The organism is Fructilactobacillus sp. X3R2C1 (assembly GCF_059901235.1).
In genome coordinates this window covers 1-12,959 of record NZ_JBWXVA010000008.1, presented here as the reverse complement: position 1 = coordinate 12,959, position 12,959 = coordinate 1, and the positions used below count along the sequence as shown (strand labels likewise).

General features: G+C 41.3%; 11 protein-coding genes and 1 riboswitch. Of the genes, 8 read left to right on the top strand and 3 right to left on the bottom strand.

The genetic code is table 11. The features are described from left to right. The coding region (locus AC6UDB_RS06885; protein ID WP_500709535.1) for an LPXTG cell wall anchor domain-containing protein at window positions 1-3,360 on the top strand (3,360 nt) is incomplete at its 5' end. A gap of 151 nt (window positions 3,361-3,511) precedes the next feature. Here the strand turns inward: AC6UDB_RS06885 and AC6UDB_RS06880 are convergent. Together AC6UDB_RS06880 and AC6UDB_RS06875 are read right to left on the bottom strand one after the other, a co-directional pair. Next, a complete protein-coding gene (locus AC6UDB_RS06880; RefSeq protein ID WP_500696001.1) occupies window positions 3,512-4,057 on the bottom strand; it encodes a folate family ECF transporter S component in 546 nt (181 codons plus the stop codon). 47 nt (window positions 4,058-4,104) lie between these two features. Continuing rightward, window positions 4,105-4,202: riboswitch (THF riboswitch) on the bottom strand. Between the two features lie 555 nt (window positions 4,203-4,757). After that, window positions 4,758-5,354: a hypothetical protein gene (locus AC6UDB_RS06875; RefSeq protein ID WP_500709533.1), complete on the bottom strand. Its 597-nt coding sequence runs from the start codon at window positions 5,352-5,354 to the stop codon at window positions 4,758-4,760. Between the two features lie 276 nt (window positions 5,355-5,630). Between AC6UDB_RS06875 and AC6UDB_RS06870 the strand changes: the two genes are divergently transcribed. The 6 genes from AC6UDB_RS06870 to AC6UDB_RS06845 all read left to right on the top strand — a co-directional run bounded on the left by AC6UDB_RS06870 (window position 5,631) and on the right by AC6UDB_RS06845 (window position 9,731). After that, the gene (locus tag AC6UDB_RS06870; protein ID WP_500709532.1) at window positions 5,631-6,554 is read left to right on the top strand and encodes a prenyltransferase; all 924 of its coding nucleotides are present in this window, start codon (window positions 5,631-5,633) and stop codon (window positions 6,552-6,554) included. 188 nt (window positions 6,555-6,742) lie between these two features. Further along, window positions 6,743-7,258: a sigma-70 family RNA polymerase sigma factor gene (locus AC6UDB_RS06865; RefSeq protein WP_500709531.1), complete on the top strand. Its 516-nt coding sequence runs from the start codon at window positions 6,743-6,745 to the stop codon at window positions 7,256-7,258. Between the two features lie 68 nt (window positions 7,259-7,326). Further along, a complete protein-coding gene (locus tag AC6UDB_RS06860) occupies window positions 7,327-7,530 on the top strand; it encodes a DUF1659 domain-containing protein (RefSeq protein WP_500694590.1) in 204 nt (67 codons plus the stop codon). 14 nt (window positions 7,531-7,544) lie between these two features. Beyond that, the gene (locus tag AC6UDB_RS06855) at window positions 7,545-7,784 is read left to right on the top strand and encodes a DUF2922 domain-containing protein (RefSeq protein ID WP_500696311.1); all 240 of its coding nucleotides are present in this window, start codon (window positions 7,545-7,547) and stop codon (window positions 7,782-7,784) included. Window positions 7,785-7,881: 97 nt separating this feature from the next. Further along, window positions 7,882-9,030 carry a glycerate kinase gene (locus AC6UDB_RS06850; protein WP_500709530.1) on the top strand — a complete coding sequence of 383 codons (1,149 nt, stop codon included), beginning with the start codon at window positions 7,882-7,884 and terminating at the stop codon, window positions 9,028-9,030. A gap of 71 nt (window positions 9,031-9,101) precedes the next feature. Next, window positions 9,102-9,731, top strand: coding sequence for a class A sortase (locus AC6UDB_RS06845; RefSeq protein ID WP_500696313.1), 630 nt, complete (start codon window positions 9,102-9,104; stop codon window positions 9,729-9,731). Window positions 9,732-9,802: 71 nt separating this feature from the next. Here AC6UDB_RS06845 and AC6UDB_RS06840 read toward each other — a convergent pair whose 3' ends face one another. After that, window positions 9,803-10,336: a hypothetical protein gene (locus tag AC6UDB_RS06840; RefSeq protein ID WP_500694586.1), complete on the bottom strand. Its 534-nt coding sequence runs from the start codon at window positions 10,334-10,336 to the stop codon at window positions 9,803-9,805. 659 nt (window positions 10,337-10,995) lie between these two features. Between AC6UDB_RS06840 and AC6UDB_RS06835 the strand changes: the two genes are divergently transcribed. After that, window positions 10,996-12,959, top strand: a 1,964-nt coding sequence (locus AC6UDB_RS06835) for a KxYKxGKxW signal peptide domain-containing protein (RefSeq protein ID WP_500709529.1), incomplete at its 3' end; no start/stop codon positions are given.

Genomic DNA, 12,959 nt, shown 5'->3' with positions numbered 1-12,959 from the left:
AGTACGAGTGGTAGCCAAAGTATCTCAACTAGCAAGAGCAACAGTACTTCATTAAGTGACAGTGAATCAAATAGCACTTCAATGAGTGAAAGTAACTCAACTAAGAGTGATTCATTAAGCACGAGCGATAGTTTGAGTGAATCTACAAGTAAGAGCGACTCTGTTTCATTGAGTGATAGTGAATCGACCAGCACTTCAATTAGTGAAAGTGATTCCACTAAGAGTGATTCGTTAAGTACTAGCGACAGCCAGAGCACTTCAACTAGCAAGAGTGGCAGCACTTCATTAAGTGATAGTGAATCAACTAGTACTTCAGTGAGCGAAAGCAACTCAACCAAGAGTGATTCATTGAGCACAAGTGAGAGCTTAAGCGAATCAACTAGTAAGAGTGGATCTGTAAGTACTAGTGACAGTTTAAGCACATCCACAAGCAAGAGTGACTCATTAAGTACAAGCGACAGCTTAAGTGCTTCAACTAGTAAGAGTGGCAGTACTTCCTTAAGCGATAGTGAGTCTACTAGCACCTCAATGAGCGAAAGTAACTCCACCAAGAGTGACTCCATCAGCACTAGTGATAGTTTGAGTAACTCGACAAGTAAGAGTGACAGCTTAAGTCAATCTACTAGTCAGAGCGGGAGCACTTCCTTAAGTGGTAGCAAGTCAACCAGTACTTCGATGAGTGAAAGTAACTCGACTAAGAGCGATTCACTAAGTACTAGTGATAGTTCCTCAGTAAGTGGTAGTACTTCTACCAGTGATAGCCTGAGAAACTCGATGAGTACAAGCGCTTCGTTGAGTATGAGTGATAGCTTAAGTAACTCTATTAGCAAGAGTAACTCTACTTCATTGAGTGACAGTGAATCTACTAGTACGTCAATGAGCAACAGTACTTCAAATAGTATTAGCGACAGCGCTTCAGTAAGTACTAGCGGTAGTCAGAGCGTTTCAACTAGCAACAGTACTAGCGCTTCGTTGAGTACGAGTGACAGTCAGAGTATTTCCACTAGCGATAGCGCCAGCACATCATTGAGTACCAGCGACAGTCAAAGTACTTCTACTAGCAATAGTTCCTCAGTAAGTGGTAGTGAATCAACCAGTGATAGCCTGAGAAACTCCATGAGTACTAGTGCCTCATTAAGCACTAGCGACAGTGCTTCATTAAGTGGCAGTGAGTCTACTAGCACTTCGATGAGTAACAGTGCTTCGACAAGTACGAGTGATAGCCAGAGTATCTCCACTAGCAACAGTGATAGTGCTTCTGTAAGTAATAGCGACAGTCAAAGTGCTTCTACTAGCGATAGTTTCTCAGTAAGTGGTAGTTCATCTACCAGTGATAGCCTGAGAAACTCCATGAGTACTAGTGCTTCACTAAGCACTAGCGACAGTTTAAGCGACTCTACTAGTCAGAGTGGTAGTACTTCGTTGAGTGGCAGTGAATCTACTAGCACTTCAATGAGTAATAGCATTTCTACTATCAATAGCGTTAGTGCATCATTGAGTACAAGTGACAGTCAAAGCATCTCCACGAGCAATAGTGGTAGTGCATCATTGAGTACGAGTGGTAGTCAAAGTATCTCCACTAGCAATAGTAACAGTGCTTCTGTAAGTACCAGCGACAGTCAAAGTATCTCTACAAGCAATAGTGATAGTGCTTCATTGAGTACGAGTGACAGTCAAAGCGTTTCAACTAGCGACAGCAGCAGCGCATCATTGAGTACCAGTGACAGTCAGAGTATTTCCACTAGCGATAGCGCCAGCACATCATTGAGTATCAGCAATAGTCAAAGTATCTCCACTAGCAATAGTATTAGCGCTTCTGTAAGTACTAGTGATAGTGCCTCATTGAGTACTAGTGACAGTGAATCAATTAGTACCAGTAACAGTTCCTCAGTAAGTGGCAGTGAATCTACCAGTGATAGCCTGAGAAACTCCATGAGTACAAGTGGATCAACGAGCGATAGCCTATCAACAAGTGCCAGCACTTCAACTAGTACTTCGATGAGCACAAATCATTCCGAAAGTACCAGTGCTAGTTCCTCAGTAAGTGGTTCTCAATCCATCAGCGACAGCTTATCAACAAGTGCGAGTGGTTCAACTAGTACTTCGATGAGTGAAAACAACTCGGCAAGTACCAGCGCCAGCGCTTCGGTAAGTGGTAGTCAATCGACGAGTGATAGCCTATCAACAAGTGCCAGCACTTCAACTAGTACTTCGATGAGTGAAAACCACTCGGCAAGTACCAGTGCTAGTTCATCAATGAGCGGCAGTCAATCCACCAGTGATAGCCTATCAACAAGCGCCAGTGGTTCAACTAGTACTTCGATGAGCACAAATCATTCTGAAAGTACGAGTGCCAGTGCCTCGGTAAGTGGTTCTCAATCAACGAGCGATAGCCTATCTACTAGTGCGAGTGGTTCGATGAGTACTTCAATGAGCACAAATCACTCCGAAAGTACGAGTGCCAGCGCCTCAATGAGTGGTAGTCAATCGACAAGCGACAGCCTATCAACAAGTGCGAGTGGTTCAACTAGTACTTCGATGAGCACAAATCATTCCGAAAGTACGAGTGCCAGCGCCTCAATGAGCGGTTCTCAATCCACTAGTGATAGTTTATCAACCAGTGCAAGTGGTTCGATGAGTACTTCGATGAGTGAAAACAACTCGGCAAGTACGAGCGCCAGCGCTTCGGTAAGTGGTAGTCAATCGACGAGTGATAGCTTATCAACCAGTGCAAGTGACTCGATGAGTACTTCAATGAGCACAAATCATTCCGAAAGTACGAGTGCTAGTTCATCAGTAAGCGGCAGTCAATCTACCAGTGATAGCTTATCCACTAGTGCCAGTGGTTCGATGAGTACTTCAATGAGCGACAACCATTCTACAAGTACGAGTGCTAGTGCTTCATTGAGTAGCAGTCAATCCACCAGCGATAGCTTATCGACAAGCGCTAGTGGCTCGATGAGCACTTCAATGAGTACAAATCATTCGGCAAGCACGAGTGCCAGTGAATCAACTAGCACTTCAATGAGTGATGTCAACTCGGCAAGTACAAGTGCCAGTTCCTCATTAAGTGGCAGTGAATCGACGAGCGATAGTCTGTCTATAAACACTAACGGTTCAACCAGCACTTCGATGAGTGACAACCATTCAACGAATACCTTAGAAGACAACGGTAATGCTACTAATAATCACGGTAACAAGGGTGAAAATACTGCGAAGAAGAATAATAAAGCAGACAAATTACCTCAAACCGGACAAAGTAACAATGACCTAGTAACTGCTGCAGGTGTCATTGAACTCGCAATGGTTGGACTTTGGGGAATTCTTAACGGACTTAAGAGACGCAAGAAGAACCAATAAGCAATTTAACTAGATGTTAAAACCATAAAAAGGGTTTTAGTATCTGTTAACATTAAGCGATCAAATTCGAAATGAATTTGGTCGCTTTTTGTGTATGTAAGAAGACTAAAAAAGGGTCCCTGAAGTTTTTAACTTCAAGGACCTTTTATAATTATTTACTTTTGAAAACGTTTGGTTTCATATGCTGAATGACTCTATTATTCATTAACACGTACAGGATTACGATTTGAATCGGAGTTGCGATGATGTTTTTGACAATCCGGATTGGCAGGTAATAGAAAAACGACGTGTTGGACATGATTGAGATCCAGAGGGTGTTGAAAAAGACGTTAATCACTAACGTGACAATTACCATCGTGATCGTCAAGCGCACCCAACCAATTTTTTGGTGGTGATAAAAAGCAAAACTATATATCAGGGCGGCTAACACGGCGGTAAAAGTGTAACCAATGAAAAAGCCGTACCCATTAATAAATGATTGCAGAATATCTAAAATCACTGCCGAGATGGAGGCCCAGAATGGACCAAACCACCATGCGATAAATACAGCGGCAATAAAGCCAAATCCAATCTCCAGATAACTAGTCTGAAACTGAATCTTACCTAGTACAATCTTGATGGCCATCAAAACCGCTAGATAGGTTAATCCCTTGGTGCTTAGGGGGAGCATCCCCCAATGTTCTAATTCTTTCTTCATACTGACATCTCCTTAATGGAGCTGCCACCAAAATTGGCATAAATTAAAGTGGCGAATGCGGACCAAGCACCGCAAACTGTTAGTTTTTCGTTCAGCGTTCACATTCCATTCCGCCGACACTTAACGCGCAAGGTCCTACTCCTAAATTTTTAGAACATTCTAAGTATACTCCTTTTAAGATAATTGTTTTGTTAAATATGGTCAGTCTGGGAATCGAACCCAGATTATCGAAGCCATCGCTGACCTACCATGACTAAGGTAAGAGAAAAAATAAGAAAATTGGTTTGATTAATAAGTAAGTATTAATCAAAGGTCCCTTTCCGATTAGTTCTCTTTGGAATTAACTACCTATGTATGATTTCTATTTATAAAAGCCCCGCCAGAGGAATGTACAAATCATATATATATTAAAGATCGTAATTAAACTTTTAAAATTTAAACATAATAAGTAGTTAAGTGCAGAGGGAAGAATCGAACTCCCGTTGTTAAAAGTTACCAGACTCCGCAATAATTTATTCATCTAAGATACTAACAGGAACCAATTATTAATTGAGATCATATGTAAAAATAATACATTATTTTAAAAGAAAATTAAACGTACTTTTAGTTCATAATGAGGTACTATGAACCGTAAGAAAAAGACTAGTGCCCGTCTGTAGGCGCTAGTCTCTGGAAATTAAATTGTGATTACAAAATTAAATTATTGAAAACTGATGATTTTAAAATCGTCGTCATCGGCAAAAATTTCAAAGTTAAAGACCTGACCTAAGTCGTAATGTTCGACGTGATAGGCAACGTTGTCGTCAATGGCGTTTTCAAGTTTGGAAAGATTAAGCGCGGAGATAAAACTGAGCGCATACTCTACTAACATGATTGGGTTGTCGATTAGGTCGTGGAACTGGCTCTCGTCGTCTGAGACCGTGGTGATGTTTCCTGAAAACTCGTCACCGATGGTGTTGACTCCGTTGTAGCACTTCTGTTTGAAGAATTGGTTGCGGATAAATCCTAGTCGGTTGGCCTCATCACGGTCTTTGACCTGGTCGGTTTGGACCTGAAAGTTATCATCTGTTTTGTTTAGTTGACTGTGATTTGGCACAAAGTCCCAAATTGAGCGTTTGTCTTTAAAGTTTGGTGTGACGTTGTATGGATTTAAGCGGATGATTTCACGATCGTTAAGTTCGCATACTGGTAGCGATGAGTACAGGCTTTCTTTTTGTTGTTTCTTGATATAGGCATCCTGATACATCAGGACGAGATCGATCACGTACTGGGCGTCTCTTAGTTCGTTTAGTTTCATGGTATTCCTCCTTTCTGTGCCACTCAATATAGCAGGATTAGAGCGTGAAAGTCTAATATGTTGTTTATAAATTAACATGAAGTGGAGCTGAAATGTTTTATGTAAATATGGTTACAAAGTGCTATTATAATAGTATTTATTAGAAAAGATGATTTAACAAAGCAAAAGCTATTTTTATTAAATAGTTAATGTTTGTTACTAAATTCACTATTTTACATCTTTTCTTAACCAATTAATTTTTGCGGGATTCTTTAACGAATCCAGCCGGAGGTTAAAATGAATATTCATAAATTAATTGCCCTAACGGAACCGAGTTCACTTGTGTCAACCGTGATTCCCTTTTTATTGGGATTAATGTTTGTCAGCTATGATTACGGGGAAGTCGACGTTTTTAATTCTATTATTTTGTTACTAGCGTGTCTTTTAATCCAGTTGATGGCCAACTCGTTGGATAATCTGGCTGATTATCACTCCGCCTTTAAGACTTCGAAAAAAGCAGCCAAGAAGTTTCGGGAGCAGACTAATTCACTAGGGGTCAACAAGATTTCATTTAAGGCGGCAGTGATTACGACCATGATCTTTGCGTTTCTAACGGCCATCTTGGGCATTTATTTGCTCATTGAGACTACGATGTGGTTACTAGTGATTGGTGTAATTGGCTTTATTATTAGTTATTTGTATGCTAGCGGACCACTGCCCATCTCTCACACGCCCTTTGGTGAAATGGCATGTTCGATAACGATGGGAGTGGGGATTACTTACACCGTCATCATGGTAAACGTGCCGGTATCACAATTTAGTTGGCAACTGTTTTTAAATGGCCTTTTGGTGTCCACACTCGCTTTGTTTCCGCTTGCTAGTATCATGCTTGCCAATAACCTTTGTGACGTAAAGGAAGACATCCAGTTAAACCGTCATACCCTAGCGTCTTTCATCGGGAAAAAGTGGTCGTTAGTGGTTTTTACTGGCAATTATGTTGTGACTTATATCATGGTAATTGTAACCGTCTGGTTGCGGCTACTTCCGGTTAGTACGTTGCTGGTATTGTTCACGATTCCAGTAATTTATCGGCATGTGCGTAAATTTATCCATGTTCAGGACAAAAAACGGACGTTCATTCTTTCCGTCAAGAGTAGTTTTGCGATTTTACTAGCGCTGATTTTGGCAGCGTTCTGCCAGTTATTAATGGCTCTTTTTTAAATTAATCTCTATGAGTTGGAAAATGGATTCCACCTTTAAATTTGATGTCTCGACGTTAGCCTCGCTAGCGTCTTTTTTGACGGCAAAATTCCGCCATTTGCCGGGATGGCGCTGATTCTCATCCCACCTTATACTAGTTCCTGATACAAAGGCCTTTGGATCAAACTACTATAGGGAGATTCAATTTTATGAATAACGAGCAAGCAGCGTTTCGTTTCTTAATGGCAGGCGACCACGAGGTTGTTATTTTTGGCGTACTGAAACGTTTAGGAATCAGACCATTTTACGACCAATATCAGGACCTGGTATCAGAGGGACGCCTGGCATTTGTGAGTGCGTATCAACGCTATCCGGGTGATCCAACCGATGATAAGAGTCGATTAAATTTCATTTATCAGGGAGTTTACTGGCACCTTTTGGATCTATTAAAGAAGGAAACTAGGCAGAGTTCCAGAATTGACGTTGAAAATAGTACCGACCTGGATGTTATTTCCGATGGCGGCGAAGATGTCGAAACGCGCATCATGTTTGAAGAAGTCCTGAACCGATTGAACGAAAGGGAGCGCCAGCTGGTGATACGACGGTATCGCGGCCAGTCGATGACGGCAATTGCGAAAGAACTTCACGTTTCACGGAAGACCCTCTACCAGTGGCGCAGGCACATTATCAAAAAAGTCAATCTAGGTAACACATTGACTAGTTGATTCGTTTCTAGTAGGTGTAAGGGGTTGGCCAACTGCCTTAACAAAATAAACTGAAGAGGATGAAAAAAATGAAAAGAAATTGGATGAAGACTAGTGCAACATACACACTTGCAGGAGAGGGTCACGCTGACGCCAAACACACCTTTAACAACCTGGTGCAAAACGTTTCAGAGGACCAAATCAAGCAGTTCGGTGTGATTTTAGCGGAATTATCCGGTGACTCATTTAAAAAGGCAACGTTGAGTTCCACTGATACTTTGGATGCTGAATAATTAGGAGGATGAACATGAGAAATTTAGAATTAGTTTTTAAATCAGATCAAAACAAGGTCAAGACCATTAAGTTGAGTTACGCTTCAAGTACTCTAGGTGAAGAAGTGGTCAAGAACGCCATGGACCGGATTGCCAAACTCGAGATGTTTCAAAAGGACGGCGTGAACTTGTACAACACACCGGTTTGTGCCCGTTACGTGGAAATTAAGAAGTACCCGATCTACCAGGCACCGGTAGTCCCAGCTACCAAGTAAATTATGAGCTTAGAAAAGCGCTTCATTATATATGAAGTGCTTTTTTTGTGCGTTATAATCGGTTTAATGGATGAACAGATTCGAAAGGAGGAAGAGCATGAGTTTACGGTTTGTTTTAGCGCCAGATTCATTTAAGGACAGTATGTCAGCCAAACAAGTGGCAGGCGCGATGGCGGCGGGCATTATCAACGTTGATCCGTCGGCCCACATCGATAAAGTTCCAATGGCTGATGGTGGCGAAGGGACCGTTGACACGCTGGTTGACGCCACTCATGGAAGGAAGATTGACGTCACGGTTGATGGTCCGATTCCTGGTCAGAAGGTGGATTCATTCTTTGGAATGCTCGGTGACGGCAAGACCGCGGTCATCGAGATGGCGAAGGCCAGTGGACTGGAGTTAATTCCTGAAAACCGTCGTAATCCGATGATCACGACCACGCTTGGGACTGGTGAGTTGATTAGAGCTGCCTTAGATTTTGGCGCCCAAAAAATCATCATCGGAATCGGTGGCAGTGCGACTGTTGATGGTGGAGCCGGGATGGCAACGGCCCTTGGAGTTAAGTTCATGGACGAAAACGGAAAGGTCATTATTCCAAATGGATCCTCAATCGGTCGCATCTCCGACATTTCGGTGGCGGGACTCGATCATCGGATCGCCGAGACCGAATTTGTGGTGGCATCAGACGTAACTAATCCACTGGTTGGAAAGAACGGTGCAGCGCCGGTGTTCGGTCCCCAAAAAGGTGCCAATTCCAGTCAGGTCGTGCAACTGGACAATAATTTAAGAAGTTATGCGCACGTGATTAACGATAAATTAGGGATGGACGTTACAAGCGTTCCTAGCAGCGGTGCCGCTGGTGGTGTTGGTGCCGGACTGATGGTCTTTTTAAAGGCCAAGTTGCGTCCCGGCATTGAGATTGTGGAACAGACGGTCGGACTAGAAGAAAAGATTAAGCATGCCGACTGCGTTTTCACTGGTGAGGGCAGTATTGACGCTCAGACCAAGTTCGGTAAGGTGCCCTTTGGAGTCGCCAAGTTGGCCAAGAAATACCATAAACCGGTCTTTGTTGAGACGGGTCACATCGGTGAAGGAATTAGTGACCTGTACGATGCTGGAGTGTCGTCGGTGATTGACATCTTAGGCGGAGTGACGTCAATGGAGGAAGCCCTTAAAAGGGGACCCGAAAACATCGAACGTACCACCGAGAATATTATAAGAATTATCAAAGCCAGTTCGAAACTTTAGATTTTAAATAGAAATAAGGTAGAATAAGCGTATGTAGTAGTGGAGTACGTTTACGAAATGGCGGTAGGAAAATGAAAAAATTTTTTTGGAACCTTCTAATTGTGGTCCTGGTCGTTGTCGGGCTTGGTCTGGTCTTTAATTCTCAGATTACTTCATGGTGGGTTGGATACCAAGGCGGACAGAAGGCTAACAGTATCACCAAGCAGGAGGCTAAGCGTGGTAATCAACGTAAGGGCGATTATGATTTTAGTAACGTGAAGGCGGTCGACGAGAACGCCATTATGAAGAGTCAAAAGGCCAAACAGTCGCCCGCAATTGGCCGCATCAAGATTCCAGACTTAAACATTGATTTACCCATCTTTAAGGGGCTAAACGACGATGATCTAACGATTGGAGCCGGAACGATGAAGATGGACGAAAAGATGGGGGAGAAAAACTACGTCCTGGCGGGTCATCACATGAAGGACCCAAACGTGTTGTTTTCGCCGCTATCAAAAGCAAAGGTCGGACAGAAAATCTACCTTTCCAATCCTAGTAAGAAGTATACCTACAAGATTACCAGTAAGAAGATTGTCTCTGAAGATGACATCTCGGTGATTAATGATAATGGTAACCAAAAAGAAATCACGCTAGTCACGTGTGCTTCTGGAAATCCGGGTGAAACCAAACGGTTGATTGTGTCCGGTAAATTAATTAAATAGTTCAAAATAAAATACCGTGTCGTTATTAATCTAATAACGACACGGTATTTTTGTGTCGTGAGTTGATAATATCAGTTGTCTTGAAAGTATTCGCGAAGTTTCTTTTCAAAAGATTGGGGTGCCTCTGGGACTGGACTGGTAATCCACATCTCCAAAATAAAGAAAAAGGCCTGAGCCTGCAGATTCATAATCATATTTTTGGGAATCTTTTGTTTAACGTGAAAGTTGGGTGAGTTGTTCATAATGTTACTTTTATACTTTTTCAGTAAAAAAGCCATGAAAATCCCCTTGAGGCTTGGTTTGAGTAGGACACGAATCTGATCGCGATACTTATACACAAGCTCCGGTAGGCAATTAATCAAATTATTGACGTAGGTGTCGTCTGGATCACTTTCCTTATTAAATTCTTCGTCAATTTGATTGCATAATGTGGTTTGAATGTAAGTGATTAAATCATCAATGCTTTCGAAATTATTATAAAAGGACTTTCTTGATACGCCAGCCGAGTCTGTTAGTGATTTCACGTTAATATCAAAGATGCTTTTGTGACTAGCTTGAATTAGAAATTCGTTTGCGATTAAGTCCTTGGTTACATTGGTTGCCATATTTTTCTCCAGAATTTTGATATAAATCATTCTAAGAGAGTTACTCACTAGCGAGAGTTGTTTTAACTCTTTTGGATAATTAAGGCTTTTTACACATTAAGCGACCATTGAATGTGAATTGTATTATAGCAATTATAATATGATATCCTTTATAGCTTCCTGCATGAGTACCGATGTAAACTTTATAAATCAGTTTTTATGTACATCACAAGAAGTATTATTATTTTTGGACTCGATCGTACATAACAAATTAAATTTTTTTAAAGGTTTCACATACTTGTTCTAATGGAATTAATTTGATTAGCTGATCTACTAGTTACGTGGGTGCTAGTTGTGATTTCCATGAAACAAAAGTACTTATGTACTTTTTAACTTACTTCTTAGATTGAAAGTGAGTTTTGTTACTGCTTTTAAATATATAGTATTAATGTTACAAAAACATTACATTTTTTGGTGATTATTTACACATAATGAGTATTATGTGGGACCAGACACATGACGTTAGACTAAATAAAAGCTTATTATGACAGTATTTTACACACATTGTGTAAAATACAATTGTGTTCAATTCAATTTCAATTTGTGCAATAATTGCTTCAGGCTTAGTTAGCCGGTAAGTATAGATTAATTTGAAATTAGAAGGGCAGGTTTTTACTTATATGTTTAATCGTGATAGCAAAACACATTATAAGATGTATAAGGCTGGTAAACGATGGCTGTTCAGCGCCATTACAGTCACCATGTTTTCAGCCGGGATTTCAGGCGGAATCCTTATGTCTAACCAACATAATGTGAAAGCGGACGTTACTAACAACGCTCAGATGAATTCACAAAATAGTGATTCGTCTGATAGACAAGTAACAGTATCGCAAAATCAGACTACCAATGATCCGGCAGCTGAACAGAACGTCACCAAGAGTGATGACACAGCAAGTAACCAAAATGTTACTGCTGCTCAAGACACAACTAAGAATGATGACACTTCAGCTAAGCAAACCGATTCATCACAAAATCAGACAACCGATCAAAGCACCACTAAAAGTGATGACGCAACCAGTCAAAAAATCGATTCAACAAACTCTGATCAAAACATAACAAAAAACAATGACACCACATCAGATAAGCAAGCTGACGCTGATGCTGATGCCACTAAAAATGACAACACTACCAATCAAAAGGCCGATTCAGCAAAAGACCAAGCAACTGACCAAGACGCCAATAAGAGTGACGATGCTTCAAGTCAGAAGAATGATGCATCACAGGACCAGTCTTCTGATAAAAAAGCTGATGCCACTAAAAATGATGATGTGGCAAACAAGGAAGCTGATGCCTTAAAAGACCCATCAGCTGATCAAAAGTCTGACCAGGAGGCAGCTACAAGTGATAACACAGCAAATAAACAAGACGCTGCGGTAGCTGCTAACCAAAAGACTGATGATCAAGCACCAACCATGAAGCAAACAGCGGCAGCTTTGGCTACTAATGATCCCCAGAATCAGCTAAAGAATGCCACCACTGATCTTGCTGCTGAACCATTTAAGATCACTGTTAGTGATCCAGACTACAAGTCTTATGGTGTTCCTTGGGTTGATCCAAACTCCGATCACTTTACGTATGGTTTTGTCACTGTGAAAAATGCTGCCAATACTAACAAAGTAAAATGGATTGTTTGGTCAACTGATCGTACTGGTGATGGTATTGTTTATGTAAATGAAATTGACGCTGACGGGAACCTTCTTAAAACCTATGTTCTTAATCAAGACGGCGAAGTAGCTAACTCCGATTATATTAATGGAATACAGTATAAAAGATGGAGCAATAACTATAGTTCGATGGGATTTGAAGGCGATAATCCTGAACAGTATGTTTTCAGAAAAAACTGGTTCTATAATAACCCAGCCGGAGTGGATGCCAATCTTGGAGCTATGAATTCCTATACTCCAGATAAAGTTACTTCGACAGTTACGTGGACAAATAAGGACACTGGCGAAGTCATGGCTACCCATCAGTTCACTGGAATGGCGGGTCAGTCATATGATATTACCGGCATGCCACCAGAAATTCCCACCACTTATTACATTTCTACCGAGCCATCAAATGCTACAGGAACCATTTCAAGTTTTGGTGTGGTTGGGACTAAGTGGGTTTCACATCTGAAACAAGGTTACGAGGTAACCTATACTGAAACTGATGATCATGGTGGAATGAGTGTTCAATTAACGGATAAAGACGGAAACCTCGTTCCTGGTAGTGATGGTCAGACGACCTACCATATTGATGCTAGTTATAACTATGACCCAACAACTAAACAGTATTCATGGGATATTCCTGGATATGGAGTTGTGGTTCTTACCCCAATTTATGTTCCACAAACTCGTAAGATCGATTATCAAGTTGCTCAACTGGGAAAATTAGTTCCAGTTGATTCCAATGGCAATCCAATTGACAATGGATCCCATGATGTTCCATACGAAACGCAACCAGACGATCCTACTAAAGCACAACAACCTCAATTACCCAATATTCCTGGCATGATTCCAATGGACCCCCATGATCCAAGTCAACCATTAAAACCAGGTCCAGATGGGACTTATCCATACCCAATTACGGATCCAGGTTCAGA

Excerpts from the sequence above, each read along its gene's own strand:
- AC6UDB_RS06880 (WP_500696001.1), bottom strand. The coding sequence starts at position 4,057 with ATGAAGAAAGAATTAGAACATTGGGGGATGCTCCCCCTAAGCACCAAG.
- AC6UDB_RS06875 (WP_500709533.1), bottom strand. The coding sequence starts at position 5,354 with ATGAAACTAAACGAACTAAGAGACGCCCAGTACGTGATCGATCTCGTC.
- AC6UDB_RS06870 (WP_500709532.1), top strand. The coding sequence starts at position 5,631 with ATGAATATTCATAAATTAATTGCCCTAACGGAACCGAGTTCACTTGTG.
- AC6UDB_RS06865 (WP_500709531.1), top strand. The coding sequence starts at position 6,743 with ATGAATAACGAGCAAGCAGCGTTTCGTTTCTTAATGGCAGGCGACCAC.
- AC6UDB_RS06860 (WP_500694590.1), top strand. The coding sequence starts at position 7,327 with ATGAAAAGAAATTGGATGAAGACTAGTGCAACATACACACTTGCAGGA.
- AC6UDB_RS06855 (WP_500696311.1), top strand. The coding sequence starts at position 7,545 with ATGAGAAATTTAGAATTAGTTTTTAAATCAGATCAAAACAAGGTCAAG.
- AC6UDB_RS06850 (WP_500709530.1), top strand. The coding sequence starts at position 7,882 with ATGAGTTTACGGTTTGTTTTAGCGCCAGATTCATTTAAGGACAGTATG.
- AC6UDB_RS06845 (WP_500696313.1), top strand. The coding sequence starts at position 9,102 with ATGAAAAAATTTTTTTGGAACCTTCTAATTGTGGTCCTGGTCGTTGTC.
- AC6UDB_RS06840 (WP_500694586.1), bottom strand. The coding sequence starts at position 10,336 with ATGGCAACCAATGTAACCAAGGACTTAATCGCAAACGAATTTCTAATT.